Annotated in this window: 25 protein-coding genes; 6 read left to right on the top strand and 19 right to left on the bottom strand. The window is 61.6% G+C overall.

The genetic code is table 11. The features are described from left to right. Nucleotides 1–3: 3 nt before the first annotated feature. From J3P82_RS16225 to J3P82_RS16190, 8 genes are all read right to left on the bottom strand, one after another. Nucleotides 4–1,356, bottom strand: coding sequence for a leucine-rich repeat-containing protein kinase family protein (locus J3P82_RS16225; RefSeq protein WP_434557756.1), 1,353 nt, complete (start codon nucleotides 1,354–1,356; stop codon nucleotides 4–6). Nucleotides 1,357–1,513: 157 nt separating this feature from the next. Further along, nucleotides 1,514–2,575, bottom strand: a complete 1,062-nt coding sequence (locus J3P82_RS16220) for an ABC transporter substrate-binding protein (protein ID WP_434557755.1) — start codon at nucleotides 2,573–2,575, stop codon at nucleotides 1,514–1,516. An 18-nt stretch (nucleotides 2,576–2,593) separates the two neighbouring features. Further along, entirely contained in the window at nucleotides 2,594–3,709 is a 1,116-nt protein-coding gene (locus tag J3P82_RS16215) for an NAD(P)/FAD-dependent oxidoreductase (RefSeq protein WP_434557754.1), read from the bottom strand. After that, complete coding sequence (locus J3P82_RS16210; protein WP_434557753.1) at nucleotides 3,706–5,061, bottom strand: FAD-dependent oxidoreductase; 1,356 nt, start codon at nucleotides 5,059–5,061, stop codon at nucleotides 3,706–3,708. Before J3P82_RS16210 ends, J3P82_RS16215 begins: the two co-directional genes overlap by 4 nt. After that, nucleotides 5,058–5,348 carry a (2Fe-2S)-binding protein gene (locus tag J3P82_RS16205; RefSeq protein WP_434557752.1) on the bottom strand — a complete coding sequence of 97 codons (291 nt, stop codon included), beginning with the start codon at nucleotides 5,346–5,348 and terminating at the stop codon, nucleotides 5,058–5,060. The genes J3P82_RS16210 and J3P82_RS16205 overlap by 4 nt, the downstream gene beginning before the upstream one ends. A 7-nt stretch (nucleotides 5,349–5,355) precedes the next feature. Continuing rightward, nucleotides 5,356–6,150 (bottom strand): ABC transporter permease, encoded by a 795-nt coding sequence (locus J3P82_RS16200; protein WP_434557751.1) that lies wholly within the window; start codon nucleotides 6,148–6,150, stop codon nucleotides 5,356–5,358. A 6-nt stretch (nucleotides 6,151–6,156) separates the two neighbouring features. After that, on the bottom strand, nucleotides 6,157–7,026 hold the full coding sequence (locus tag J3P82_RS16195; protein WP_434557750.1) for an ABC transporter permease: 870 nt from the start codon (nucleotides 7,024–7,026) through the stop codon (nucleotides 6,157–6,159). Further along, nucleotides 7,023–8,048 (bottom strand): ABC transporter ATP-binding protein, encoded by a 1,026-nt coding sequence (locus J3P82_RS16190; protein WP_434557749.1) that lies wholly within the window; start codon nucleotides 8,046–8,048, stop codon nucleotides 7,023–7,025. Before J3P82_RS16190 ends, J3P82_RS16195 begins: the two co-directional genes overlap by 4 nt. Nucleotides 8,049–8,291: 243 nt before the next feature. On the opposite strand from J3P82_RS16190, the gene J3P82_RS16185 reads away from it, so the two are divergent. Then, nucleotides 8,292–9,128, top strand: coding sequence for an IclR family transcriptional regulator (locus J3P82_RS16185; protein WP_434557748.1), 837 nt, complete (start codon nucleotides 8,292–8,294; stop codon nucleotides 9,126–9,128). 15 nt (nucleotides 9,129–9,143) lie between these two features. On the opposite strand, the gene J3P82_RS16180 is transcribed toward J3P82_RS16185, so the two are convergent. Both J3P82_RS16180 and J3P82_RS16175 read right to left on the bottom strand, forming a co-directional pair. Further along, nucleotides 9,144–9,896: an anti-sigma factor family protein gene (locus tag J3P82_RS16180; protein ID WP_434557747.1), complete on the bottom strand. Its 753-nt coding sequence runs from the start codon at nucleotides 9,894–9,896 to the stop codon at nucleotides 9,144–9,146. Further along, the gene (locus tag J3P82_RS16175; protein WP_434557746.1) at nucleotides 9,893–10,399 is read right to left on the bottom strand and encodes a sigma-70 family RNA polymerase sigma factor; all 507 of its coding nucleotides are present in this window, start codon (nucleotides 10,397–10,399) and stop codon (nucleotides 9,893–9,895) included. Before J3P82_RS16175 ends, J3P82_RS16180 begins: the two co-directional genes overlap by 4 nt. Before the next feature lie 167 nt (nucleotides 10,400–10,566). Here J3P82_RS16175 and J3P82_RS16170 point away from each other — a divergent pair, with 167 nt between their 5' ends. Then, nucleotides 10,567–11,649, top strand: a complete 1,083-nt coding sequence (locus J3P82_RS16170) for a catalase family peroxidase (RefSeq protein WP_434557745.1) — start codon at nucleotides 10,567–10,569, stop codon at nucleotides 11,647–11,649. Then, nucleotides 11,646–12,182, top strand: a complete 537-nt coding sequence (locus tag J3P82_RS16165; RefSeq protein WP_434557744.1) for a cytochrome b — start codon at nucleotides 11,646–11,648, stop codon at nucleotides 12,180–12,182. Before J3P82_RS16170 ends, J3P82_RS16165 begins: the two co-directional genes overlap by 4 nt. A 48-nt stretch (nucleotides 12,183–12,230) precedes the next feature. On the opposite strand, the gene J3P82_RS16160 is transcribed toward J3P82_RS16165, so the two are convergent. Next, the gene (locus J3P82_RS16160; protein WP_434557743.1) at nucleotides 12,231–13,382 is read right to left on the bottom strand and encodes a M14 family metallopeptidase; all 1,152 of its coding nucleotides are present in this window, start codon (nucleotides 13,380–13,382) and stop codon (nucleotides 12,231–12,233) included. Between the two features lie 492 nt (nucleotides 13,383–13,874). After that, nucleotides 13,875–14,216: a DUF6124 family protein gene (locus J3P82_RS16155; protein ID WP_434557742.1), complete on the bottom strand. Its 342-nt coding sequence runs from the start codon at nucleotides 14,214–14,216 to the stop codon at nucleotides 13,875–13,877. A 128-nt stretch (nucleotides 14,217–14,344) separates the two neighbouring features. Here J3P82_RS16155 and J3P82_RS16150 point away from each other — a divergent pair, with 128 nt between their 5' ends. Then, on the top strand, nucleotides 14,345–14,992 hold the full coding sequence (locus J3P82_RS16150; protein WP_434557741.1) for a LexA family protein: 648 nt from the start codon (nucleotides 14,345–14,347) through the stop codon (nucleotides 14,990–14,992). A gap of 28 nt (nucleotides 14,993–15,020) precedes the next feature. Here J3P82_RS16150 and J3P82_RS16145 read toward each other — a convergent pair whose 3' ends face one another. From J3P82_RS16145 to J3P82_RS16130, 4 genes are all read right to left on the bottom strand, one after another. Next, nucleotides 15,021–16,967 (bottom strand): acetyl/propionyl/methylcrotonyl-CoA carboxylase subunit alpha, encoded by a 1,947-nt coding sequence (locus J3P82_RS16145; protein WP_434557740.1) that lies wholly within the window; start codon nucleotides 16,965–16,967, stop codon nucleotides 15,021–15,023. After that, the gene (locus J3P82_RS16140; RefSeq protein ID WP_434557739.1) at nucleotides 16,967–17,782 is read right to left on the bottom strand and encodes a gamma-carboxygeranoyl-CoA hydratase; all 816 of its coding nucleotides are present in this window, start codon (nucleotides 17,780–17,782) and stop codon (nucleotides 16,967–16,969) included. The genes J3P82_RS16145 and J3P82_RS16140 overlap by 1 nt, the downstream gene beginning before the upstream one ends. A gap of 14 nt (nucleotides 17,783–17,796) precedes the next feature. Continuing rightward, nucleotides 17,797–19,401, bottom strand: coding sequence for a carboxyl transferase domain-containing protein (locus J3P82_RS16135; RefSeq protein ID WP_434557738.1), 1,605 nt, complete (start codon nucleotides 19,399–19,401; stop codon nucleotides 17,797–17,799). 98 nt (nucleotides 19,402–19,499) lie between these two features. Then, a complete protein-coding gene (locus tag J3P82_RS16130; RefSeq protein WP_434557737.1) occupies nucleotides 19,500–20,663 on the bottom strand; it encodes an isovaleryl-CoA dehydrogenase in 1,164 nt (387 codons plus the stop codon). Between the two features lie 179 nt (nucleotides 20,664–20,842). On the opposite strand from J3P82_RS16130, the gene J3P82_RS16125 reads away from it, so the two are divergent. Then, entirely contained in the window at nucleotides 20,843–22,540 is a 1,698-nt protein-coding gene (locus J3P82_RS16125) for an AMP-binding protein (protein WP_434557736.1), read from the top strand. Between the two features lie 590 nt (nucleotides 22,541–23,130). Here the strand turns inward: J3P82_RS16125 and J3P82_RS16120 are convergent. The 3 genes from J3P82_RS16120 to J3P82_RS16110 all read right to left on the bottom strand — a co-directional run bounded on the left by J3P82_RS16120 (nucleotide 23,131) and on the right by J3P82_RS16110 (nucleotide 25,524). Beyond that, nucleotides 23,131–24,030, bottom strand: a complete 900-nt coding sequence (locus J3P82_RS16120) for a hydroxymethylglutaryl-CoA lyase (protein WP_434557735.1) — start codon at nucleotides 24,028–24,030, stop codon at nucleotides 23,131–23,133. A 56-nt stretch (nucleotides 24,031–24,086) separates the two neighbouring features. Beyond that, the gene (locus tag J3P82_RS16115) at nucleotides 24,087–24,488 is read right to left on the bottom strand and encodes a MerR family transcriptional regulator (protein ID WP_434557734.1); all 402 of its coding nucleotides are present in this window, start codon (nucleotides 24,486–24,488) and stop codon (nucleotides 24,087–24,089) included. 103 nt (nucleotides 24,489–24,591) lie between these two features. Next, the gene (locus J3P82_RS16110; protein WP_434557733.1) at nucleotides 24,592–25,524 is read right to left on the bottom strand and encodes a LysR family transcriptional regulator; all 933 of its coding nucleotides are present in this window, start codon (nucleotides 25,522–25,524) and stop codon (nucleotides 24,592–24,594) included. Nucleotides 25,525–25,702: 178 nt separating this feature from the next. Here J3P82_RS16110 and J3P82_RS16105 point away from each other — a divergent pair, with 178 nt between their 5' ends. Further along, nucleotides 25,703–26,932, top strand: a complete 1,230-nt coding sequence (locus J3P82_RS16105; protein ID WP_434557732.1) for an acyl-CoA dehydrogenase — start codon at nucleotides 25,703–25,705, stop codon at nucleotides 26,930–26,932. The last annotated feature ends 26 nt before the right edge of the window (nucleotides 26,933–26,958 follow it).

Genomic DNA, 26,958 nt, shown 5'->3' with positions numbered 1-26,958 from the left:
GCACTACCCGCGTTTTTCTCTGGTGGGGGAGTTTGCTCCCTCGCCACGTTCGCGCAGTAAACCTTCAATCTCATCGAACCCCGGCCGTGCCAGCACCTGCGGCTGGCAGCAGCGCGCCTGCAGATCCTGCAACTTTGCCAGCTCCTCGGCAGCGAGCGCCGGTTCGATCCGCGCCAGCAATTCCCCCAGCAAAATCCCGAAGGCTCGCACCTCGATGCGCTGCAGTGCGCGGGTCTGTACGTTGTCCGTGGTGGCATGGAAAGACGCCGCGCCGAAGTCTCCGAGCAGGCAGTCGCCCTGGTCATTGCAAAGGATATTGTGCCCGTACAGATCACCATGGGTAATGCCCTGGCGATGCAAGTGAGCCGCCGCCGAAGCAATGCCCCGGACGATGCGCAAAGCCACATCGGCATGCAGGCGCAGCTCATCGTCATAAACGTCGCGGGTACAGGACGTCAGGCTCGGTAGTCCGGCCAGGTTGTAGTAATCGGGGCCGATTAGCGTCATCACCAGCCCGGCCTGTTGCTCGGGATGGCCGTCGATCTGGCCGAGCACCTCGATCAGGTTCGGATGTTGACCGGCTGTGATGCAGGCATGCATTTCATGCGACGGGGAACCGTCACTGGTCATCTGGCCCTTGTACAACTTGACGGCGACGTTTCGCGCGTCCTGGCCGGGCGGTTGCCACAGCGCTTGATGAATCACGCCTGAAGCCCCTTCGCCCAATGAAGCTTGCAAGCTCAGTAGCGCCCAATCAACAGGCGTGGCGCCATGCAGGGCGGCGGCCTCGGCTTGGGCCTCCAATGGATTGCCGGCGTAGGCCAGCCAACTGAGGCTGGGCATCCGCAGCAGCCACGACGGCAGTTCGGCCAGTTGATTGGCGGCGATGCGCAGCAGTTCGAGGCGATCACATTGGGCCAGGCTCTCGGGCAATTGGCGAAGGCGATTGCCCGCCAGCATCAACTTTTGCAAGTGCGGACGCTGGCCCAGCTCATCCGGCAGTCGGCTGATGCGGTTGTCGGTCAAGATCAGCCAACGCAGCAGTGGCGGCAAGGCAGCGCCGCTCACGCGTTCGATGCGGTTGGCCTTGAAGCCGATCATTGTCAATGCACTACAGCGACCCAGGCATTCGGGCAGTTCGGTAAAGTGGTTGTCCGAACAGAACAGCACCCGCAGGCGCGTCAGCCGATATAGGTCGTCGGGCAGCGTATCGAGCTGGTTGCCACTGAGGTCGAGGATTTCGAGCGAGTCCGCGAGATTGAAAATTTCCCGGGGGAACTGCGTCAGGCCGCAGGACAGCTTCAGCCGGGTGATGCCCGACAGTTGGCCGGTGCGCAATTGGGTGAGGGTGTGCATGGGTGGGGTCGCATAAGGGCCGTGAGGGGAGCACAAATATCGAACTCGGCACCGAACCCGTGGCGAGGGAACAAGCTCCCTTGCCACAGGAATCAAGCGCCGAGTTCGTTGGCGTTGTTGACCCGCATGATAAACAAAAAGATCGGCGCCCGTTGTCCTAGCGTTCGATGCTGCGATTCCACCGGGCATTCCAGGCCGGACGCTGTTCGTTGACCTGATCCCAGTCCACCGCGATCGCGGTTTCCAGGTATTGCTTCATTGCCTCCACTTGGCCACGGGTCTTGTCGGTGGTCGGTGTGTTGGGGTTGGAGGGGATCTGGTCACCTTCTTCAAGGGCGATGGCCTGGGCTTCAGGCGTGAGCAGGAAAGCGGCGAGTTTCTGCGCCAATTCAGGTTCGCTGTTCTGGGCCACGGCGCACTCGGCGACGTTCAGCACCACCGCGCCTTCCTTCGGTTGCGCGTACTCGACCGGCATGCCCTTGAGTTTCAACGCGGTCACCTGGGTCGGCGTCAGCGGGAACAGCGCCGCTTCGTCCGTTTGCAGCATTTCGGAAATTTTCGCCGAGCTGGGGATGTACTCCAGCACATTGCGCCCGATCGTGTTGGGCCAAGCCTTGAAGCCTGGCTCGACGTCGGTTTCGCTGCCGCCCTGGATCCGGTTGAACATCAAGAAACCGTGCAGGCCGAAGGTTGACGAGGCTACGGATTGAAAGACCACTTTGTCCTTGAAGCGCGGGTCGGCCAAATCCATCCACGAAGTCGGCGCGCTCCAGCCTTTTTCCTTGAACAGCCGCGTGTTGTACGCCAGCCCGGTGACCCCAAGGCTTACCGCAACGGCCTGGTCCTTGATACGTCCCTTGGCCGGGATCTGCGCCAGGGGCGGGCTGTCTTCCAGCTTGTCGCACAGGCCCATGGCGATGGCGCGGTACATGATGCCGTCGTCGAGGAACATCACGTGCATCTGCGGGTTGCCTTTGCTTGCCTGGACTTTTGCCAGGATGTCCGCAGAGGTGCCGGGCACGATCACCACTTTGACATTGTTGGCCTTCTCGAAAGCCGGCAAGACCTTGTCGGCATAGAGCCGCTCCATGGTGCCGCCGTTCATGCCCAGGTAGAGCGTCGGCTCGGCCAACGCCTGGGTGACTGGGAGCAGGGCGCCCAGGCAAGCGGAACCCAGCGAGCAGAAACCGAACAGTGCACTGCGTTTGACGTTATTCATTGGCGCGACCTTCCTCTATCAAGCAACGGAGATGGAGTGGAACCGGGTGATGGAAAACGCATCCAGCGACGTGGTTGAGGCGCCGCTGCAGATGATCTCGGTGAGCGCCTGGCCCACCGCGGGGCCGATCTGGAAACCCGCGCCGGCGAAGCCGAACGCATGCAACAGACCGGGTTGGGTGCTGCTGGGGCCGATCACGGGTTGGCGATCGGGCAGATAGCCTTCGGTGCCGCTCCAGGTGCGAATCGCCTGGGCGCCCTCAAGGAACGGGTAGAGTTCGACAGCCTGGCGCAGGATCTCGACGACGGCGCTCTGGCCGGGGCGGGCACGGGCATCGTCCAAGGCGAAACCCTGGCCCCCGCCCAGTACGCAATTGCCCCGGGCGACCTGGCGCGCATAGATGCCGCCGCCCTCGACGCCGGTGCTGGCGTCCATCACGACGGGCAGCGGCTCGGTGACCAGCATTGCCGGATGACCGGCGTGCATCGGTACTGCTTCGCCGAACTGCGCGGCGAACCGGCTCGCCCAGGCCCCGGCGCAGTTCAGCAGCCACGGTGCGCGCAGTTCAAGGCCGGCGTCGGTTCGCACGGCAAAGCGCTGCCCGTCGTGCGTAACGCTGCTGACCGGGCATTGTTCGTGAACCTGCGCGCCATGCCGGCGGGCGGCCTGGGCAAACGCCGGCGACACCAGGCGTGGGTTGGCGTGGCCGTCGCCAGGGCACAGGGAGGCGCCGACCGCGACGCTGCCGACCCAGGGGAACCGCCTGCGCAGCTCGTCGCGATCCAGCAACTGCAAATCGAGGCCGAAGCCCTGGCTGCTGGCGGCATAGTCGTGCAATGCCCGCAGGTCGTCGAGGCTGCGGGCGAGCTTCAGATGGCCGCTGCGCTGATACTCACCGTCGATGCCAATCAGTTGCGGCAATTGACTCCAGATTTCATGGGCGCGTTGCGACAGCGGCAGCTGGGACAATGGCCGGCCCTGACGTCGCACGCCGCCGTAGTTGACGCCACTCGAATGCGCGCCACAGAAATCCCGCTCCAGCAGCGCCACGCGACGTCCGGCCTTGCTCAGGAACAGTGCCGCCGAGGCGCCGACGATGCCACCGCCGACGATCACCACATCCACTTCGATCATGGCCCGACCTCCAGGCCAAACGGCACTGGCTTGATCGGTGCCTGCGCGCGCAGGCGACCGATCTGATCGACAGTGCGCGCACTTTCACGGGCGATGATTTCCGCTGCCGCGGCACCGCACATCCGTCCCTGGCAACGGCCCATGCCGACCCGGCAATGGGCCTTGACCCGGTTGATCTCCCAATGGCCTTCGCCGACGACCCGACGAATGTCGCCAACGCTGACTTCTTCGCAGCGGCAGATCATCAGATCGTCGGCGGCACCGCTTGCCCAGTCCTCGGGAAAAGCAAACGCGCGCTCCAGGCCTTGACGGAAATGGCCGATGCGTTCGAGCGATTGTTCCAATTGCGCGCAACGTTGCGGGTCGATCCGGTAACCCATGTCTTCGAGCACCGCCAGGGCCGCCCGTTCGCCCGCCATCTCGGCGGCGTCTGCGCCCATGATGCCGGCGCCGTCACCGGCCAGGTAAACTCCCGCCGCGCTGCTGCGACCCGCGTTGTCGCGTTGCGGCAGCCAGGCGCGATTGAGCGGGCTCCAGGAAAATTCGCAGCCCAGCAGATCGGCCAGTTGGGTTTCGCTGCGCAAGCCATGGGCGAAGGCGACCGCATCGCAATCGAGTACGTGCTGGCCTTTTTTGTGTTGCCATTGCAACGACTGCACTCGACGTTCGCCGTCGATGCGCGAAAGGCTCGCGCCTTGGTGCACGGCGACGCCATGGGCCGTCAGCCAGGCGCGGTAGTAAATCCCCTTGGCCAGGGTCGCCGGCTGAGCGAGCAGGCCGGGCAGGGCGCGGGCCTGGGCGTTGAACGGGGAGCTGTCGAGTACCGCGACCACGTTCGCGCCGGCCTTGGCATATTGGTAAGCCACCAGATACAGCAACGGCCCGCTGCCGGCGAACACGATGCGCTCACCGATGGCGCAGCCCTGGAATTTCAGGGCGATCTGCGCCGCGCCCAGGCTGTACACCCCCGGCAGGGTCCAGCCAGGGACCGGCAGGATCCTGTCGGTGGCGCCCGTTGCGACGATCACGCTGGTGTACGCCAGGCGAGCGGCGCGGCCAGCGTGCAAGGTGTCCAGCTGTCCGGCCTCGGCATTCCACACCAAGGTGTCGGGGCGGTAGTCGATCTGTTCGCGCAATTGATCCACGGTTTGGTGAATGGCGCTGGCCTTGTGCGCTTCGAAGCCGTAGAGCTTGGCCGGCGAGCGCTTGAAGTGGGCCGGCTGGCGCCGGTAAATCTGCCCGCCGCCGCGTGCGGCTTCGTCGAGCAGGACCGGGTAGATGCCGTGGCCAACCAGCGTCTGCGCGGCACGGATACCGGCGGGGCCGGCGCCGATGATGGCGATGGGTTTCATACCTGGCGTCCCGGTTCGCGGCTGATCTGCTGGCCGGCTTCGAGCAGGGTCGAGCAGGCGCGCACGCGGCGGCCGTCGCCCAGGCGAACCCAGCAATCCTGGCAGGCGCCCATCAGGCAGAAACCGGCCCGGGGCTCGGCGCTGAAATCACTGCCGCGCAGGTGTTCGCTGCTGGTCAGCACGGCGGTCAACACGGTATCGCCGAGCAGGCCGCTGGCCGGTTCGCCGTCAAGGATGAAGTCCAGAGCCGGGCGGTCGCCTTCGGCCAGTCGTTTCAGCAGCGCCATGGTGCCCTCATTGTTTGCCTACCAGAACCCGGTCCAGGCCGTAGACCCGGTCGAGCAGAATCATGGTCAGCGCGGTGAGCCCGATGACCAGCGCCGACACCGCCGCCATCATCGGGTCGATGGATTCGGTGGCGTAGACGTACATGCGCACCGGCAGGGTTTGCGTGGCCGGCGAGGTGACGAAGATCGACAGCGTGACTTCATCGAAACTGTTGATGAACGCCAGCAGCCAGCCGCCAGCCACGCCCGGCAGGATCATCGGCAACGTGATTTCCCTGAACAGCGTGAAGCGTCCGGCCCCCAGCGATTGCGCCGCCTGTTCGGCGCTACGATCCAAGCCGATGGCGGAGGCCAGCACCAGGCGCAACACATACGGCGTGATCACCAACACATGGGCGAAGATCAACCAGGCGAAGCTGCCGTTCACGCCCATCAGTGCGAACAACCGCAGCAGCGCCACGCCCAGCACCAGGTGCGGAATGATGATCGGCGAGAGAAACAACCCGTTGAAAAAATCCCGGCCAGGAAATTCCAGCCGAGTGATTGCCAGCGCTGCCGGCACCGCGATCAAGGTTGCCAGGGAGGCTGCGCAGAAGGCCAGGATCAGGCTGTTGTAGAAGGCGTCGACGAAATCCGCGCGCTCGAACACGGCCCGGAACCAGCGCAGGGAAAAGTCCGTGGTGGGCAGGCTCAGGGTGTTTTCCGGGGTGAAGGCGACCAGGCAGACCACCACCAGCGGCGCCAGCATGAATACCACCACCAGGGTGTGAAACAACAGGGCGAAAGGACCGTTCCTGAACATGGTGAATTACCCCAATGATTTCTTGTAGCGGCCTTCGATCATGCGGTTCCACGACAACATGATCAGCAGGTTGAGCAGCAACAGCGCGACGGCAATGGCTGCGCCCATGGGCCAGTTGAGTTCCGACAGGTACTGGTCGTAGATCAGCGTGGCGACCATCTTCAAGCGCCGCCCGCCGAGCAGGCCCGGGATGGCGAAGGAACTGGCGGCGAGGCCGAACACGATCAGCGTGCCGGACAACACGCCGGGCATGATCTGCGGGAGCACCACTTTGCGGATCACCGTGAACTGGCTCGCACCGAGGGAGAGAGCGGCTTGTTCGGCAGCCGGGTCGAGCTTTTGCAGCGAGGTCCAGACCGGAATGATCATGAACGGCAGCATCACGTGCACCAGGGCGATGACCACGGCGAACGGCGTATAAAGAAGTTTCATCGGCGAGCCGCCGAGGGCCTGCAGTGTCTGGTTGACCAGGCCGTCGGCACCGAGCAGCAGGCTCCAGCCGAAGGCCCGCACCACCACCGATATCAGCAGCGGCGTAAGGATCAGGATCAGGAAAATCGAACGCCAAGGCGCGCCCATGCGGCTGAGAATGTAGGCCTCGGGTACGCCGATCACCACGCACAAGACCGTGGTCAGCGCGCTGATCCAGAACGTGCGCAGGAAAATTTCATAGAAATACGGGTCGCCCAGCAGGCTGGTGTAATGCTCGAAGGTGTAGGCCTCGCTGTTGGTGCCCGAGCCGTAGTCGAAGACATTGAACGACAACACCAGCGTCAAACCGAGGGGAATCACCAGCAGGCCCAGGTACAAGGCCAGGGCTGGGGCCGACATCAAATAGCCTTGGCGGCCCCGGCGCATCGCGTCGATCAGTCTCATGCCGGCACCTCGTCCACGCTCAGCACCCGCAGCAGCGCAGGATCCCAGTCCAGGCCAACCACGGTGCCTTCGCTCAGTGGGGCCGAGCCGTCGTTGCGGCGCACCACGCTGAGCTCGCCCAGTGGCGTGGAAACGCTGTACAGCCATTGGCTGCCGAGGAAAAAGCGGCTGCTGAGGGTGCCTTGCAGTCGGCCCGAACCGGGGGCGCACAGATCGATTTTTTCCGGACGCAGGCTCAGGGTCAGCTCGCCTTGGCCGATGCTGCTGACCTGCGCGATCCCGGCATTGTCACGCGTACCGGGCAGGAGGTTGGCTTTGCCGACGAACCCGGAAATGAACTCGGTGCGAGGGTGTTCATAAAGGGTGTAGGGCGCGTCGATCTGGGTGATGCGCCCAGCCTGCATCACCACGACCCGGTCGCTGATCGACAGCGCCTCGGACTGGTCGTGCGTCACCATCAAGGTGGTGATGCCGACTTCACGCTGGATGCGGCGGATCTCGAACTGCATTTCTTCGCGCAGGTTGGCGTCAAGGTTGGACAGCGGTTCATCGAGCAGCAGTACCGGCGGTTCGATCACCAACGCCCGGGCCAGTGCCACGCGCTGGCGCTGGCCGCCGGAGAGTTCCCGTGGGTAGCGCTCGGCGTGCAGGTCCAGGCGCACCAGCTTGAGCACCCGATCGACTCGCGACTGCAATTGGTCACCGGGCACTTTGCGCATGCGCAAGCCGAAGGCGACGTTGTCCTTGACGGTCATGTGGGGAAACAGCGCGTAGCTCTGGAACACCACACCCAGGCCCCGGCTGGCGGGTTTGGCGTGGGTGATATCGCGTCCGTCCAGCAGGATACGACCGCTGCTGGCTTCAACGAAGCCGGCGATCATTTGCAAGGTCGTAGTCTTGCCGCAACCGGACGGCCCCAGCAGGGAGACGAACTCGCCTTTTTCCACCGAGAGGTTGGTGGCGACCACGGCGTCGAGGTCGCCATAACGTTTGCTCAAGTTTTCAAGTTGCACGAAAGCCATGACTGCGCTCCACCTGAGATTGTTATGCGTCGCCGCAAGGCGCGCTTTTTTATGGGCAGATACGAAAGGGTGCTGCGGGGTGCGTTGGCGCTCGACCTCAAGTCGGCTGCCGCTGTTGTTCGAATCGCCCCTGTATGGACGCAGAGTAGGACGAAGACTAGGATGGGCTCAATGGACTATTTCACTGAGGCGATGACTATTTTCGTTTTCATTCGGTGAGTAAATTATCTAACGAGAAAATGTATGGCTGATTCCACTGAGCGGAATAATGAAAAAGGTGAAGTCGGAGTCGGCTCGGTCTCCCGGCTGTTTGCCGTGCTGCGCAGCCTCGGGGACACCGTTGAAGGCGGGGAGCGGGTGACGCAGCTGGCCCAGCGCATCGGCCTGTCACAACCGACCACGCACCGCTTGCTGCGCAGCCTGATGGACGAAGGCATGGTCGAGCAGGATACGCGCAGCAAACGTTATCGCCTGAGCCTGGACTTCTTTGCCCTGGCGGCCCGTGCGGGCAACACCGGCAACCTGCGCGAACTGGCCAGGCCTGCCATGTTGCGGCTGTCGGCGTCATTGGGGGATTCGCTGTTTCTGCTGGCGCGCTGCGGCTTCGATGCGATTTGCCTGGATCGCAGTGAAGGGCCGTTTCCGATCCGCACCTTCACCGGCGACATCGGCGGTCGAGTGGCCTTGGGCGTGGGGCAAGGCAGCCTGGCGATCCTGGCGTTCCTGCCGGAGGAGGAACGCGAAACGGTGATCCATTACAACTTGCCACGACTCAAGGATTTTCATTTGTACGACGAAGTCTTCCTGCGCACGGAAGTCGAGAACGTCCGCACGCTGGGTTACGCCGGGCGCAACACCGGAGTGCTGCAGGGGATGGCCGGGGTGGCGGTGCCCATCCTCGATCGTGAAGGCCGGGCCGTTGCAGCGTTGAGCGTGGCGACGATCAGCGACCGGCTCGGGCCGGATCGACTGCCGACGGTGGTGGAGATGCTCAAGCGCGAAGCCGCCGTGATCGGGCCGCGAATCAATCCCTTCGACCCACTGCTGCGCAGGCCCTCGCAGGTGTTCAGGCAGGGATAAGTCGCGGTTTTGAACTCAGAAGTCCAGCGTCTGCTTGAGCTTCTGCGCGGCGGGCGTATCGCTGGGGATGACTATCGCGTAGTTGTACCCCGGCCCGGACCAGTATTGCGCCTGCAATTCGCCGTCGCGCCGGCTGCCACGGGGCAGCAGGAAGTTTTTCGGGCCCGGTGGACGCACGTAGAAGCTGATCTTCTGGCCGCTCGGGTCCTGATAAATCACCATCGCCGCCGCGCCTTGTTCGGTGCTGAGCAATCGTCCGCTGACCGGCTTGAAGCCCGCTGCCGAGAGGTCCGGCAGGCGATTGGCCTGGGTGAAGTAGCGGTCGAGCCAGCCCTGCATGCTCTGCTCGTCGCCTGTCTGGTAGTCGGCTGGGAGGATGCCCTGCTGGGCAATCAACCGGTATGCTTGCAAGGCGTCAGCCATAGGCGCGGCGGCGCTCAGCAGGGTCATTTGCCGTGCCTGCCAGCCACCGAATCCGCCCACGCCGACGGCCAGCACCAGCACGGCTGCGCTGGCGAGGTAGCGGCGGGCGCGATGTTTCAGGCGTCGACGGATGATCGCCGGGTCCAAGTCGGGATTCGGTGGATATTGCAAGGCTGCGCTCAGGGTCGCGCGCAAGTGCTGGGCGTCCTGTCGCCAGGCCTGCACGCGCTTGGTGGCCGCGGGGTTTGTGGCCAGGTAGGTTTCCACCCGCCGCCGGTCGTCTTCGCTCAATTGATGATCGACGTAGGCGTGCAGGTCGTTGTCGCTGGGGGGCATGTTGATCATTTGAGTATCCGCAGGGCAGGGCGGGCAATTTCGCCTTCGCTGAGTTGACGCAAGTTCTGGCGGGCGCGGGACAGGCGCGACATTACGGTGCCGGTCGGTACGCCGAGAATGTCGGCGACTTGCTGGTAGCTCAAGCCTTCCACCGACACCCACAACAGCAGCGCACGCTGTTCGGTGGGCAGTTGATCGAAAGCCTGGAGTGACGATTGGGCGATGACGCTGCGTTCGGCCGAAGGGTGCGCATCGTCGCGGCCGGTGAAGAATTCCAGCATGCGCGCGTAACGTCGGGAGCGGCGGTGGGCATCGAGGAATTGCCGATAAAGAATCGAAAACAGCCAGGCTCGCAGGTCGCCGTCCGGGCGCTTGTCGTTCCACTTTGACAAGGCCCGTTCCAGGCACGCCTGCACCAGGTCGTCGGCATTGCTGGGATTGCGCGTCAGCGACACGGCAAAGCGTCTCAGCCGTGGGATGAGCAGGCGCAACTGGTCGTCGAGTTCGTTCATGGGCGTGCGGCTTCGTTGGGCAGTCACTGTGTGGGGACTGGAAAGACGATCCAGCCGCGAGATTATTCCAGCGCAGGAAAAATAAATACCGAGCGTGGGAATAAAGCCGTCGGGCTTTCGTCTGACGGGTCCTGTCCATAAACGGCCTTGTGCCATGGAGTCTGCAAATGGTTGACCCTTCCTCCGAACCGAGTCGGCCGCCATTGAGCGGCGCCAGCCTGACACTGCGTCTGACGGGCATTGCCCTTGTCGTTGCCGCGCTGGCCGGGGCGTTTGCCTACGTCAATGGCACCCTCGACCCACAACGCCTGACGCCCAAGGCGTTGGTCAACGTCTTGGAAACGAACAATGGGGTTCATCCGGGCTTTCGGCGCAATCACTCCAAAGGCGTCTGTGTTGCCGGTTATTTTGAAAGCAGCGGCGAGGCGCGCACTTACTCCAGCGCACGGGTGTTCAACGATGCGCGCACGCCGGTGGTCGGCCGTTTTGCATTGCCCAGCGGTAATCCTTACGCACCGGACGGCGGCGTACCGATCCGCAGCCTGGCGCTACGTTTTACCCAGGCCGACGGTCAGCAATGGCGCACGGGTATGAACAGCATGCCGGTGTTTCCGGTGGGAACGCCGCAGGCTTTCTACCAGTTGCAACAGGCTCAATCGCCGGACCCGGCCACCGGGAAACCGGACCCGGCAGCCGTGCCCGCCTTCTTTGCCGCGCACCCTGAGGCAATGCCGTTCCTGCAATGGATCAAGACCGCGAAACCCTCGGCCAGCTATGCCACCGAAACCTATAACGGCATCAACGCGTTCTATCTGGTCAGCCCGAAAGGTGAGCGTCAGGCCGTGCGCTGGGGTGTGGTGCCGATGAGCCAGGACGCTGCGGATGCAACGCCTCCCCAAGGCGCCGATTTCCTGGCCCAGGACCTGACGAAACGCTTGGCGACCGGACCACTGCGCTGGCAGTTGAACGTCACCTTGGCCAACCCGGGAGATCCGGTCAACGACGCCAGCAAGGTCTGGCCCGATGACCGCAAGGTGATCAATGCCGGCACCTTGGTGCTGGAGCGTGCCCAGGCGCAGGACAACGGCGAATGCCGCGACATCAACTACGACCCGTTGATCTTGCCCAAGGGTATCGAAGGCTCTGACGACCCGCTGCTGGCCGCGCGCTCGGCTGCCTATGCCAGTTCTTATCTGCGACGTACCAGCGAAGTCGGCCAACTGCCCGCCGCCCAGGAGTCCCGCCAATGAACGCCCCCCGACATTTCACAGTGCTGGCCCGGCTGCTGCATTGGCTGATGGCCTTGATGATTATTGCGATGTTGTTCATCGGCGCAGGCATGGTTGCCTCGGTGTCCGAGCGCCATGAATGGCTGGTCCAATTGCACAAACCCCTGGGCATCGCGATTCTGCTGTTGGTGATGGTGCGTCTGGTGGTGCGCTTCACCACACGCACGCCGCCGCTTCCGGCCGATCTGCCGGGTTGGCAGGCGTTGGCGGCCAAGGCTTCGCATGTCTTGCTGTACGCGTTGATGCTGATTCTGCCGCTGTTGGGCTGGAGCATGATTTCGGCAGCGGGAGATCCGGTGATGCTCAGCGAATCGCTTCGCTTGCCTTCCATCCTGCCCGCCGATGCCCAAACCTTTGCGTTGTTGCGCAAGGCCCATGGTTACCTGGCGTATCTACTGTTCCTGACGGTGCTGGTGCATCTGGCGGCGGCGCTTTTTCACGGCTGGGTGCGCCGGGATGAGGTGTTGGACAGCATGTTGCGCGGCAAGAGCTGACGCATGATCCGTGGCGAGGGGGCCCGCTCCCGCGTCACGGGGATTGAATCAGCGCAATTCGTCGACCATGTCCGCAACCGTGCTCAAGACGTCCTTGCCCAGTTGCATCGAGCGCTTGCCGGACCAGCCCGTGTGTGGGTTCGGGTGATCGTCGTGGTCCTTGAACGGCATTTCCAAGGTCAGGGACAAGCAATCGTATTTCTGACCGACAGCGTTGCAGGCCAGGGTCATGTTGGCCTGGCCCGGTTCGTCGCGTGTGTAGCCGTGGGTGGTCTGGAAGTCTTTGGTCTGGCGCTTGAGATGGCTGCGAAAGCGTTCTTCGAGTCCGGCGATGCGTGGCGTATAGCCCGGGTTGCCTTCACAACCGGCGGTGAAAACGTGGGGGATTTCTTCATCGCCATGGACGTCGAGGAACAGATCGACGCCGTATTTTTCCATGTGCTGCTGTACGAAAAATACCTCGGGGCTGGTTTCCGGATTGGCATTCTGCCACGCCCGGTTTAGGTCCTGGCCCTTGGCATTGGTGCGCAGATGACCGTGAAAAGCGCCATCCGGGTTCATGTTCGGCACCAGGTACAAATCGGCCTTGGCCAGCAACCGGTTCAGTTGCGCATCGTCCTGATGCTGGAGGCGTTCGATGACGCCCTCCATGAACCACTCGGCCATGTGCTCGCCGGGATGCTGTTGGGCAATGATCCAGACCTTCAGCCGGCCTTCGGTACCGCTACCTTTGCGCAGTAATTGAATATCCCGACCTTCGACGCTTTTATCCGTCGCCAACAGCTCGGTGCCGGCCTTGTGCAGGGCCTGTTCGATCAGCCAGTCGTGACGTCCGCGGCTGTAGGGTTCAAAGTAGGCAAACCAGGCGTGCGGCTGTTCGGCTTCCAGGTGGAAGCGCAGGGCGTCGCCCTCGAATTGGGTAGGAATCCGGAACCAGTTGACGTGATCGTAGGACGCGACCGCCTGATAGCCGGTCCATGCCTGGTTGTAGGCCGATTGACTGGCATTGAGCAGGCGAAAGGAATATTCCTGACCGACATGCAAGCCGCTGGCCTTGAAGTGGAACCACTGGAAATGCGCGCTGCGGGTGTCGGGCCTGATCTTCAGCAGCGATTGCAACGGGTTGCTGATGTCCACGACCTCAATGTTGCCGCTGTCGAAATTGGCGCTGATGTCAAAGGAGGATTTTGCCACGGTCACGATTCCTGCAGAGGATGTTCATGGCCGTTACTTTACACGCTAGGAAAGGAAAACCGGGACGATTTGCACGTTGGGATGAAGGGGGCGCCCTCCCTGGACGCCAAGCCAGATTAGAGCGTCCTTGATTGATTCTCAAGTGCTGCCTGTCGATCGTTACGCTCATTTGCCGTGCAGGGACTTTGTTACTGAATGTTCCTTTGCTACCATCGCCGCCATTGAATTTAGCGACATCTGAAGACTTCATTAGCCTGAAGACCTAAGCCGAAAAATCGGCAAAAAAAAGACCCGGCAAAAAGCCGGGTCAAAAACCGTGATTAGCCTGATGAGGAGATATTCCAGAAGTCCGACCTAAGGTCCTCTGGCCTATCGACTGATCTCGCGACCAGTTGATGCAATAATAATCATTATCATTTGCAAGTCAAATGATTTTATCGCTCCGATTGAAAAATAATTTCTGTGGGCCACGTTCGTGGTGCCATTCCTGAAGAGTGCCTATCGGGTAGGGTAACCGTCCAGCGACCGGTCAAGCATGGCCTTGACCAGATCGATCATATGCACCACCGAAAATGCCAGGTCACGGTTCGAACCGGTGAGCTGGCGGGCGGATTCGTTGGCAGTGGCCGCCGCGCAGCGCAGCAGGTCGCAAGCGTGGACCAAGGCTTCTTCGCCGCTGATGTTACGGTTGACGTCGAAGAAACGATGTTCGGCCTGGGCGTCGGTAACACCCGGTTTCAAGTAGTAATCCAAGGCGCGTTGAGCCGCGGGGCAATCCTGGAAAGATGGAAATGTGCTGTCGGTAGGTATTGTGGGCTCGTTTTTGTCGGGCGTTTCCATGGTGTCGAGTTTCTCCGTGCAGGTTTGAAATCCTGAGCCCAGCTTAGTACGCCACGTAATTGTGACGATAATTTAAATACTACAATCTGTGTTTTGATGGACGTGGCCATCCACGTATCGTGCCGCTCATGGATAAATGGATAGAGTTGGTCAAGGCCAAGATGAAGGAGCTGCACATCACGCAGGTGGTGCTTGCAGAACGTTTGGGAATGTCCCAGGGCGGTGTCGGCCATTGGCTGACCAAGCGCCGGCAACCCAGTCTCGAGGACATGAACAGGGTGCTGCAGGAATTGGGGCTGGAGTTCCTTGAGGTGGCAATGGTCATCCGCGAGCCGGATACCTCCACCGATGAGGGCATGGCCCTGGCGCAGAAGTACAACCCGTACTTCCGCTACCCAGTCAGCGACTGGCGCGACATCACTGTCGTTCGCGAAGGTGATGTGGCTGACTACGGACAGTCCCGCTACGAACTGACCGACTACCATGCCCAAGGCGATGCATTCTGGCTGGTGGTGGTGGGAGACGCGATGACCGCGCCGAGCGGGCTGAGTATTCCCGAGGGCATGTCGATCCTGGTCGACCCGGCCATTGAAGCGGCGCCCGGTAAATTGGTCGTCGCTCAATTGCCCGGCAGCAGCGATGCGACCTTTCGCAAATTAATCGAAGAGAGCGGGCAGCGTTACCTGGTTCCGCTCAATCCTACTTACCCGAAAACCCTCTACACCGAGCAATGCCGCATCATCGGCGTGGTCGTGCAAGCCACCATCAGGTTCTGACTGGATCGGCCCGGGAACGGGCCGATGCTTATTCCTCGAGCGCCACCAACGTGCTGCCTTCGCTGACCATTTCACCTTCCTGGCAGTACAGCGCTTTGACGATGCCGGCCTTGGGCGCACGGATGCTGTGCTCCATCTTCATCGCTTCCAGCACCACCAGTTGCGCGCCGGCTTCCACCGCCTGGCCGGCACTCACCAATACCCGAACGATGCTGCCGTTCATCGGCGCGACCAGGCCGCCCTGACTGTGGCTTGCTTCGGCCGCGGCCAATGGGTCATAGGCATCGACTCGATGCAAGTCACCGTTCCACCGCAGGTACAGGCTGTCGCCCTGGCGAATGGCGAGATGGCTGCGACGCAGGCCGTTGTACTCGATGACCAGGTGCTCATCTTTGACTTCGACGCAACGGGCGGTAACGTCCAATGTCACGGCGCGATCCTGGCCGTCGCAGCTCAAATGCAGAGTGATTTCCCCAGGCAGCCCCAGACGCAGCCCGGCGGTATCGGCCCAGGGGGAATTGGCATCATCGGCTCGGACACGTGGCGTCAGGCTCAAGGCGAAGCCCTGGGCCGCTGCGTGCCAGAAGTCGTCGTCCAGTTCGCCAGGTTCTGGCAGTAATTGCGCCTGGTAGCGTGGGATAAATCCGGTGTCCAGCTCCGCCGCCGCGAAAGCGGGGTGACCGATGATGCGACGAAGAAAGCCGATATTGGTTTTCAGCCCGCCAATAGCGAACTCGTCGAGCATCGCCAGCAGCCGCAAGCGCGCCTGTTCGCGGTTCTCGCCCCAGGCGATCAGCTTGCCGAGCATGGGGTCGTAGAACGGCGAAATCTCGTCGCCTTCTTCAACCCCGCTGTCGACCCGCCGGCCTTCTCCTTCGGCGGACTCACGATACAGCGACAAGCGCCCGGTGGCCGGCAGGAAGTCGTTGGTCGGGTCCTCGGCGTACAGCCGTACCTCGATGGCATGGCCGCGCAGCGGCACTTGTTCTTGAGTAATGGGCAGTGGCTCACCCAGGGCGACGCGGATTTGCCAGGCCACCAGGTCCAGCCCGGTGATGGCTTCGGTGACGGGGTGCTCGACCTGCAGCCGGGTGTTCATCTCCATGAAGAAAAACTCGCCCCGCGAATCCAGCAGGAACTCCACCGTGCCCGCCCCGACATAGCCGATTGCCTGGGCGGCCCGCACGGCGGCTTCGCCCATCGCCCTGCGCGTCTGCGCACTCAGCCCGGGGGCCGGCGCCTCCTCCACGACTTTTTGATGCCGACGCTGGATCGAGCAATCGCGTTCGTTCAGGTATAGGCAGTTGCCGTGTTGGTCGGCGAACACCTGGATCTCCACGTGACGCGGCTTGAGCAGGTATTTTTCCACCAGCATCCGCGAATCGCCGAAGGAAGACTGCGCTTCACGCTGGGCCGAGGCCAATGCTTCGGCCAGCTGGCTGACGTCCTCGACGACCTTCATGCCTTTACCGCCGCCGCCTGCGGTAGCCTTGAGCAGTACCGGGTAGCCGATGCGCTCGGCGGCATCACGGAACGTGTCCAGGTCCTGGGCTTCACCGTGATAGCCGGGCACCAGCGGCACGCCAGCGGTTTCCATCAAGGCCTTGGCCGCGGATTTGCTGCCCATGGCGTCGATGGCCGAGGCGGGGGGGCCAAGGAAGATCAGCCCGGCTGTTTCGATAGCCCTGGCAAACCCGGCGTTTTCCGAAAGAAAACCATAGCCTGGATGAATCGCCTGGGCGCCACTGGCCTGGGCCGCGGCGATCAGCTTGTCGATTTGCAGGTAGCTGTCGGCGGCCTTGCTGCCACCCAGGTCGACGCGCAGGTCTGCTTCGCGGCTATGCCGTGCGTCACGGTCGGTGGCGCTGTGCACAGCGACGGTGGTCAGGCCCATGGCCTTGGCGGTGCGCATGACGCGGCAAGCGATCTCACCGCGGTTGGCGACCAGTAGCGTGGTGAGGACAGGGGCGCTCATCAACGCGGCTCCTTGTTGCTTGACTCGGGTTGCCAGTTCGGCGCGCGCTTTTGCAGGAAGGCCCGCAGACCCTCCTGGCCTTCGGCGCTGACGCGTATCCGGGCGATGGCGTTTTCGGTGTAGCGTCGCAATGCCGGAGTGAGCGCGCCGTTGCCGACTTCGCGCAACAGTTCCTTGCTGGCGCGCATCGCCGCCGGGCTGTTTAGAAGCAGGTTGTCGACCCATTGCCCGAGCTGACCGTCCAGTGCTTCGGCCGGGTAACTTTCCGACAATAAACCGATCTCCTTCGCACGTTGTCCGCCGAAGCGTTCCGCCGTCAGGGCATAACGCCGTGCCGCCCGTTCGCCGATGGCTTGCACCACGAACGGGCTGATTACCGCAGGTGCCAAGCCAATGCGCACTTCGGACAGGCAGAACTGCGCTTCGTCGGCGCCGATGGCCATGTCGCAGGCGCTGATCAGACCCAACGCGCCACCAAACGCTGCGCCCTGGACCACGGCGAGCGTCGGGATCTTCAACTTGGCGAGGTTGTACATCAACTCCGCCAGCTCTCGGGCGTCGTCGAGATTGGTGTGGTAGTCAAGTTCGGCGGACTGTTGCATCCAGGCCAGGTCAGCGCCGGCGCTGAAGTGTTTGCCTCGGCCACGGATCAACAGGAAGCGTAGGTTGGAATCGCCGCCGACCTGATCCAGGGCGAGGATCAACTCACGGATCATTTCGGCGTTGAATGCGTTGTTCTTCGACTCGCGGCTGAGCCACAGGGTGGCGAATCCGCGCGGGTCGGTGTGCAGTTCGAGCGTGTTGTACTGGTTCATGGGTGTTTCCCCGGTTACATCCTGAACACGCCGAAGCGGCTCGGTTCGATGGGCGCGTTCAGCGACGCGGACAAGGCCAGGCCCAGCACATCGCGGGTTTGCGCCGGGTCGATGACGCCGTCGTCCCACAGCCGCGCGCTGGAATAGTAGGGATGTCCTTGTTCTTCGTACTGGTCGAGAATCGGTTGCTTGATCTCGGTTTCCTGGGAGGCGCTGAACGACTGGCCGCTGCGTTCGGCCTGCTCACGCTTGACCTGTACCAGCACGCCGGCGGCCTGTTCGGCGCCCATTACGCCGATTCGTGCGTTCGGCCACATCCACAAGAAGCGCGGATCATAGGCGCGCCCGCACATGCCGTAGTTACCCGCGCCGAAACTGCCGCCGATGATCACGGTGAATTTCGGTACCCGGGCACAGGCCACGGCGGTGACTAGTTTGGCACCGTGCTTGGCGATGCCGCCGGCTTCGTATTTCTGGCCGACCATGAAACCGGTGATGTTTTGCAGGAACAGCAACGGTATCCCGCGCTGACAGGCCAGTTCGATGAAGTGCGCGCCTTTCTGCGCAGCCTCGGCGAACAGGATGCCGTTATTGGCCAGGATCGCGACGGGGTAACCGTGCACGTGGGCGAAGCCGCACACCAGGGTCGTTCCGAACAGTGCCTTGAATTCATCGAACACCGAACCGTCCACCAGGCGCGCGATGACCTCGCGGACATCGAACGGCTGCTTGGCGTCGGCCGGTACCACGCCGTACAGCTCGTCGCTCGAATACAGCGGGGCGATGGGCGTGCGTTGCTGCACACCGCCAAGCTTGCGCCAGTTGAGGTTGGCCACGCTGCGGCGGGCCAGCGCCAGGGCGTGTTCGTCGCTGTCGGCGTAATGGTCGGCGACGCCGGAAATCTTGCAATGCACATCGGCACCGCCCAGGTCCTCGGCGCTGACGACTTCGCCAGTCGCCGCTTTTACCAACGGTGGGCCGGCAAGAAAGATCGTCGCCTGCTGGCGGACCATGATCGCCTCGTCGGCCATCGCCGGCACGTAGGCGCCACCGGCGGTGCAGGAACCCATGACCACGGCAATCTGCGGGATGCCTTGGGCACTCATGTTGGCTTGGTTGAAGAAGATCCGGCCAAAATGCTCGCGGTCCGGGAACACTTCGTCCTGGCGTGGCAGGTTGGCGCCGCCGGAGTCGACCAGGTAAATGCACGGCAGGCGATTTTGCTGGGCGATGGCCTGGGCGCGCAGGTGTTTTTTCACCGTCAACGGATAGTAGGAGCCACCTTTGACCGTCGCATCGTTGGCGACAATCATGCATTCGATGCCTTCCACGCGGCCGATGCCGGCGATCACGCCAGCAGCCGGGACGTCCTCGCCATACACCTCGTAGGCCGCCAACGGACTGATTTCGAGGAAGGATGAACCCGGGTCCAGCAGGCGGTTGATGCGTTCGCGCGGCAGTAGCTTGCCCCGTGAGGTATGCCGTTGCTGCGCCTTCGGGCCGCCGCCTTGCTGGACGTGCGCGAGCAAGGTGCGCAGCGCCTCGACCTGTCCGAGCATGGCATCGCGGTTGGCGATGAATTCCGGCGAGCGTGGATTGAGCTGAGTGTGCAGAATCATGGGCTACTCCGTAGCAGCTTTGAGCTTCAAGTCACAAGCTGCAAGCAAGAGCGCATTCTTCTTGCCGCTTGTAGCTTGCCGCTTGCAACTGACGAAATTCATTTCGTCTCGTTAAACAGTTCGCGACCGATCAGCATCCGACGAATCTCACTGGTGCCGGCACCGATTTCGTACAGCTTGGCGTCCCGCAGCAAACGCCCGGCCGGGAATTCGTTGATATAGCCGTTACCGCCCAGGATCTGGATCGCGTCGAGGGCCATTTGCGTGGCGCGTTCGGCGCTGTAGAGGATCACCCCGGCGGCGTCCTTGCGGGTCGTTTCACCGCGTTCGCAGGCCTGGGCCACCGCATAGAGATACGCGCGACTGGCGTTGAGCTGGGTGTACATGTCGGCGACTTTGCCTTGGATCAGTTGGAATTCGCCAATGCTCTGGCCGAACTGCTTGCGGTCGTGAATGTAGGGCACGATCAGGTCCATACAGGCCTGCATGATGCCAGTAGGGCCGCCGGACAGGACCACGCGTTCGTAGTCGAGACCACTCATGAGGACTTTCACACCGCCGTTGAGCACGCCGAGAATGTTTTCCTCCGGCACCTCGACGTCATCGAAAAACAGCTCGCAGGTGTTGGAGCCGCGCATGCCGAGCTTGTCGAACTTGTTGCTTCGGCTGAAGCCTTTCCAATCGCGCTCGACGATGAAGGCGGTAATGCCATGGGCGCCTCTCTCCAGGTCGGTCTTGGCGTAGATCACGTAGGTGCTGGCGTCGGGGCCGTTGGTGATCCAGGTCTTGCTGCCGTTGAGCACGTAGCGATCGCCGCGTTTGTCGGCCCGCAGTTTCATCGAGACCACGTCAGAACCGGCGTTCGGCTCGCTCATCGCCAATGCGCCGACGTGTTCGCCGCTGATGAGCTTGGGCAGGTATTTGCTCTTCTGCTCATGGTTGCCGTTGCGGTTGATCTGGTTGACGCAAAGATTGGAGTGAGCGCCATAGGAGAGGGCGACCGAGGCCGAGCCGCGGCTGATTTCTTCCATGGCGACCACATGAGCCAGGTAGCCCAGGCCGGCGCCACCGTATTCTTCAGCTACGGTGATGCCCAGCAGGCCCATGTCACCGAATTTTCGCCACATATCGGCGGGAAACAGGTTGTCGATATCGATCTGCGCCGCCCGAGGCGCCAGCTCTGCCTTAACGAAGGATTGCACTTGATCGCGCAACATATCGATGGTTTCGCCGAGGGCAAAATTCAGGGATGGGTAGCTCATGGGGCACCTTTTAGCTTTTTTATCGGTTGTGGAAGGCCGTAGGATCACTCTCACCTTTACGTTAACGTAAGCGTGGGATGAAGAGCTGTCAATGCTCTTTACGTTAACGTCAACTTGGGCCAGAGTAAGTGCGCTTGAATCGCACCGCACACCTATCAAAAACGATAAGAGGGGGCGTCATGGATCAATCCGGTTCGCAATCGCAGCTCAGCTATACCCGAGGCTCTCAAGACAAAGCGCTGTTGGCGCAGACCATCGGCCAGGCGTTCGACCAGGCGGTGGCTCGGTATCAGGATAGCGAGGCGTTGGTGGTTCGCCACCAATCGCTGCGCTACACCTGGCGGCAACTGGGCGAGACCGTCGACGTGCATGCGCGGGCATTGATGGCGTTGGGCCTGAAAGCCGGCGACCGCCTCGGCGTGTGGTCGCCCAACTGCGCGCAGTGGTGTATCAGCCAGTTCGCCAGCGCCAAGCTCGGCGTCATTCTTGTCAACATCAACCCGGCCTATCGCACCTCCGAGCTGGAATACGTGCTGAAACAATCGGGGTGTCAATGGCTGGTGTGCGCCGGCGCGTTCAAGACGTCGGATTATCACGGGATGGTGCAGACGCTGGCGCCGGAGTTGAGTGAACAACCGATCGGTCAACTACGCAGCGAGCAGTTGCCGGATTTGCGCGGCGTGATCAGCCTGGATCCTCAGCCTCCTTCGGGTTTCCTGCCGTGGTCGCAACTCCAAGCGTTGGCCGCTTCGGTATCGGCGCAGCAGCTGGCCGAGTGCGAGGCCAGCTTGCACTACGATCAAGCGGTCAACATCCAGTACACCTCGGGCACCACCGGTTTCCCGAAGGGAGCGACCCTCAGCCATCGCAACATTTTGAACAACGGATATATGGTCGGCGAAAGCCTCGGCCTGAGCGAGAACGATCGCCTGGTTATCCCGGTGCCGCTCTACCACTGTTTTGGCATGGTCATGGGCAACCTGGGCTGCATGACCCATGGCAGCACGATGGTCTACCCCAACGATGCCTTCGATCCGTTGCTGACGCTCACTAGCGTGTGCGAAGAAAAAGCCACCGCGTTGTACGGCGTGCCGACCATGTTCATCGCCATGCTGGATCACCCGCGGCGGACCGAATTCGACCTGTCCAGCCTGCGCACCGGGATCATGGCCGGGGCCACGTGCCCGATCGAAGTCATGCGGCGGGTCATCAATGAAATGCACATGGCCGAGGTGCAGATTGCCTACGGCATGACGGAAACCAGCCCCGTATCATTGCAGACCAGTCCTACCGACGAGCTGGAACTGCGCGTCACCACCGTAGGCCGTACCCAGCCGCAACTGGAAAGTAAAATCATCGATCAAGAAGGAAACATCGTTCCCCGTGACACCATCGGCGAACTGTGTACCCGCGGCTACAGCGTGATGCTCGGTTACTGGAACAACCCAAAGGGCACTGCCGAGGCGATTGATCAGGATCGCTGGATGCACACCGGCGACCTGGCGACCCTGGATGAGCAGGGGTATGTCTGCATCGTCGGGCGCAACAAGGACATGATCATCCGTGGCGGAGAGAATGTTTACCCCCGTGAGCTGGAAGAGTTCTTCTTCACCCACCCAGCGGTGGCGGACGTGCAAGTGATCGGCATTCCATGCTCACGCTACGGCGAGGAGATTGTTGCCTGGATCAAGTTTCATCCTGGCCACAGCGCCACCGAGCAGGAGCTGCAAGCGTGGTGCAAGGATCGCATTGCTCACTTCAAGACGCCGCGTCACTTCAAGTTTGTGGACGAGTTTCCAATGACGGTGACCGGCAAGATCCAGAAATTCCGCATGCGCGAAATCAGCATCGAAGAACTGCGCAATGTGGAAGGCTGAGCAAAATTCCCTGGGAGCAAGCAAGCTCGCTCCATAAGGAAGACCCAAACGCCAGACAGCACAAAGGGGAGCCGAAGCTCCCCTTTAATTTTGTCGTCGCGTGCTCTTTTTTTATTATTGAGGGGCGGCCTGTTGTTGTTTTTGGTAGCCGTGACCCTTTACCGCTGTTTCTGGCGATCCCCATCCGGGATCAAGAGCAAACGTATTTTTTTGAGCGCTGACCTGCTTTTTCGCCTGGCGATCCAACCGATTCGGGAGCTACCTGAAGGTAGTTTTATTGTTCTCTGCCCGGTTGCGGGTTGCTCCTGGAAGCACCCTGAAAAGCACATCTTCTCCAAAAAAATCTGTTAGCTGCGTCTCTGCCGTGTTGTTCTTGTTATGTCAGAGTCGTTTCGTCTTGTTTTTATTGGGTGTGTCGCTTTGTTTTTATTTTTGTTGTGCAAGAGATATAGCAGGTGCCGTGCCAAGTTTTAAAAATCCATACAAATCAAGGTTATACGGTTTTTCGCTGAAAAGCCTGGCGCGCCAAACCTGACAAATTGTTTCCGTGTTACTCGTTTCATCCCCGTTACAAGCGGGGCGGTAACACCTCACTGTGCCAGTCGAGCCTTGGCGACGCGCGAACCGGTCGGGCGACCTAGCACCTCACAAATCTGTCGGCCCGCGGCAATCAAGGCGTCCAGGTTGATACCGGTCTCGATGCCCAAGCCATTGAGCAGGTACAGCACGTCTTCCGTCGCAACGTTACCGCTGGCTCCCTTGGCATAGGGGCAGCCCCCCAAGCCGGCAATGGAGCTGTCGAACACCGCAATGCCCTCCAAAAGGCTGGCGTAGACGTTGGCCATCGCCTGGCCATAGGTGTCGTGGAAATGTCCCGCCAGTTTTTCCCTCGGCACGTGCGCTGAAACCTCTTCGAACATCCTGCGCGTTGCGCCAGCGGTACCGGTGCCGATGGTGTCACCCAAGGACACTTCGTAGCAGCCCATGGCGTATAGCTCCCTGGCAACCCAGGCCACTTGCCCTGGCTGGACCTCGCCCTCGTAAGGGCAGCCCAGCACGCACGACACGTAGCCGCGCACGCTGACGTCGCTGCGTTTCGCCGCTTCCATGATCGGGGTGAAGCGCTCCAGGCTTTCCTTGATGGAGCAATTGATGTTGCGCTGGGAGAACGCTTCGGACGCTGCGGCGAATACCGCCACTTCCTTTACCCCGGCCGCCAGCGCGTCTTCGAAACCGCGCAGGTTCGGTGCCAGGGCGCCGTAGGTGACACCGGGCTTGCGTTGGATTTGCGCAAACACCTCGGCGGAGCCGGCCATCTGCGGCACCCATTTGGGCGAAACGAAACTGCCGGCCTCGATGTAACCAAGGCCGGCAGCGCTCAGTGCATCCACCAGGCGCACCTTGTCGGCGACGCTGATGGGCTGTGCTTCATTCTGCAGCCCGTCGCGGGGGCCGACCTCGATCAGGCGTACAAAGGAGGGAAGGGACATGGCGATTGACCTGTAGTGAAGGGCGATATTTCGCTGCGGCAGCGGGCTTGGCAATGTTATTGGACGGTTTCCTCGCCCTTGATCGTCTGCTCCAGCGCCTGGATGCAGCGTTCTTCGGCGGTGTCGAGTTCCAGCTTCATCTGTTCGATGTCCAGCAGTTGTTGTTCGAGTTGTTCCCGGCGCTCGACGATCTTCGCCAGCATGCTATGCAACTGCTTCTGATTGCCGCTGCTGGGGTCGTAGAGTTCGATCAACTCACGGCACTCGGCCAAGGAAAACCCGATGCGCTTGCCCCGCAGAATCAGCTTCAGGCTGACTTTATCCCGCGGCGAATAGATGCGCTCCTGGCCACGCCGTTCCGGACTCAACAGGCCTTGTTCTTCATAGAAGCGGATGGCGCGGGTGGTGATGTCCAATTCGCGGGCGAGGTCGGAGATGCTGTAGGTCTGGCTGCTCATGGAAGCGCTCGAAACGATAGGGGTTGGCGCTAAGCTAATGGCAGCTTGACGTTCACGTCAAGCTGCGGGGGCTTGCTCGCGAACGTTTACCCCGGCTATCGCTTCACACCACGTTGTCGAGCTTCTTCTCATGGGCCGTGACTTGCTGGCACAGCTCGATCATCTGCTCGCGCATCCAACGGTTCGCCGGGTCCTGGTCAGTACTTTCGTGCCAGTAGAGGTGGGTTTCCACCGGCGGTACGTCGTTGACCGGAAGCAGGAAGGCATGCAAATCGTGACGGCGAGAAAAGCGTTCGGGAACCGTCATGACCATGTCGGTCTGCTGAAGCACCTGGGATGCCATCAGATAATGCTGCGAGCGTAGGGCGATCTTGCGCTGGATGCCCATTTTGCCCAAGGCCAGGTCGACATAGCCCAAACCGTTGCGGCGGCTGGAAATGTGCACATGGGTTTGGGACAGGTAATCGTCGAGGCTGATTTTATCTTTGCCCGCCAACGGGTGCCCCTTGCGCATAGCGCAGACGTAGCGATCTTCCATCAGCTTGACGTGCCGCACCTGCGGATCGGTATTGAGCGGCGCGTCGACCGCGAAGTCCAGGCGGCCGGCGGCCAGCTCCTTGGTGGTTTCACGGCGCTTGGAGAGGAAACTTTCGATGGCCACGGTCGGCGCCAGGCGGCGTAGGCGCTGGAACAACGGGGGCAGGATCACGCCTTCGGTGAGGTCGGTCATGCTGATGCGGTAAGTCTTGACGGCCTGCAAAGGGTTGAATATCCGGCTTTCCTGCACCGACACCCGCAGCAGCGACAGGGCGTTGCGCACCGGCCCGATAATGTTCTGCGCCATCGGGGTAGGCACCATGCCTTGGGCGGTGCGCACGAACAGCGGGTCGTTGAAGGTCTCGCGCAAACGCGCCAGGGCATTGGACACGGCCGGCTGAGTGATGCCAACGATCTGCCCGGCGCGGGTCAGGTTGGCTTCGGTGTAGATCGCATCGAAAACAATGAAAAGGTTAAGGTCGACCTTGCTCAGATTCATGGCGCTGCACTCTTATTCTTGGGCTTGTTATGAGGTGCCGGGTGGCAATGCGAATCAGTGAAACATATATCGGTGATGAATGTTAATACACGCCGAGAATAGGTTAGGTAAATTTTCGTAGCTGAACTAGCATCGATTTCATGACCTAAAAACAACCTCTGCCAAGAAGGTGCTGCCCATGGATTTTGCCTATTCCCCCAAGGTTCAGGAACTGCGTGAACGCGTCAAGGCGTTCATGGACGCCTATGTCTACCCGGCTGAAGCCGTGTTCGAACGGCAAGTGGCTGAAGGCGACCGTTGGCAGCCCACCGCGATCATGGAGGAACTCAAGGCGAAGGCGCGGGACGAGGGACTGTGGAATCTTTTCCTTCCGGAGTCAGAGCTGGGAGCCGGGCTGACCAACCTGGAATACGCGCCGCTGGCAGAAATCATGGGGCGTTCGTTGCTGGGGCCGGAGCCGTTCAACTGTTCGGCGCCGGACACCGGCAACATGGAAGTGCTGGTGCGTTATGCCAACGAAGAACAAAAGCAGCGCTGGCTCGAGCCGCTGCTACGGGGCGAGATTCGGTCGGCCTTCGCCATGACCGAACCGGACGTCGCCTCTTCTGACGCCACCAACATGGCCGCCCGTGCCGAGCGCGACGGCGATCAGTGGGTGATCAATGGCAAGAAGTGGTGGACGTCAGGTGCTTGCGATCCGCGCTGTAAAATCCTGATCTTCATGGGCTTGAGTAATCCCGACGCGCCGCGTCACGCCCAGCACTCGATGATTTTGGTGCCCGTTGATACCCCTGGGGTGAAAATCGTCCGGCCGCTGCCGGTGTTCGGCTATGACGATGCGCCCCACGGTCACGCCGAAGTGCTGTTTGATAACGTGCGGGTTCCGTACGAAAACGTCCTGTTGGGCGAGGGGCGCGGCTTTGAAATCGCCCAAGGTCGCCTGGGCCCGGGTCGGATTCATCACTGCATGCGGTCGATCGGCATGGCCGAACGGGCATTGGAGTTGATGTGCCAGCGGGCCATCAGCCGCACCGCGTTTGGCAAGCCGTTGGCGCGCCTGGGGGGCAACATCGACAAGATTGCCGATTCGCGGATGGAGATCGACATGGCTCGCCTGTTGACCTTGAAGGCGGCTTATATGATGGACACTGCAGGTAACAAAGTGGCCAAGAGCGAAATCGCCCAGATCAAGGTCGTTGCGCCGAACGTCGCCCTGAAGGTAATCGACCGTGCGATCCAGATCCACGGCGGCGCTGGGGTTTCCAACGATTTCCCGTTGGCCTATATGTACGCCATGCAGCGCACCCTGCGCCTGGCCGACGGTCCGGATGAAGTCCACCGCGCCGCCATCGGCAAGTTCGAGCTCGGCAAGTACGTGCCCAAGGAAATGCTCCGCAGCGGGCAGTGAGGATTACTTCAATCTGCCTACGCCAT

This window comes from Pseudomonas sp. Z4-20 (assembly GCF_051131955.1).
In the GTDB taxonomy this organism is placed as follows: Bacteria; Pseudomonadota; Gammaproteobacteria; order Pseudomonadales; family Pseudomonadaceae; genus Aquipseudomonas; species Aquipseudomonas marvdashtae.
Note: the sequence above shows the minus strand (reverse complement) of the source record. Positions and strands in the feature narration are given on the sequence as shown.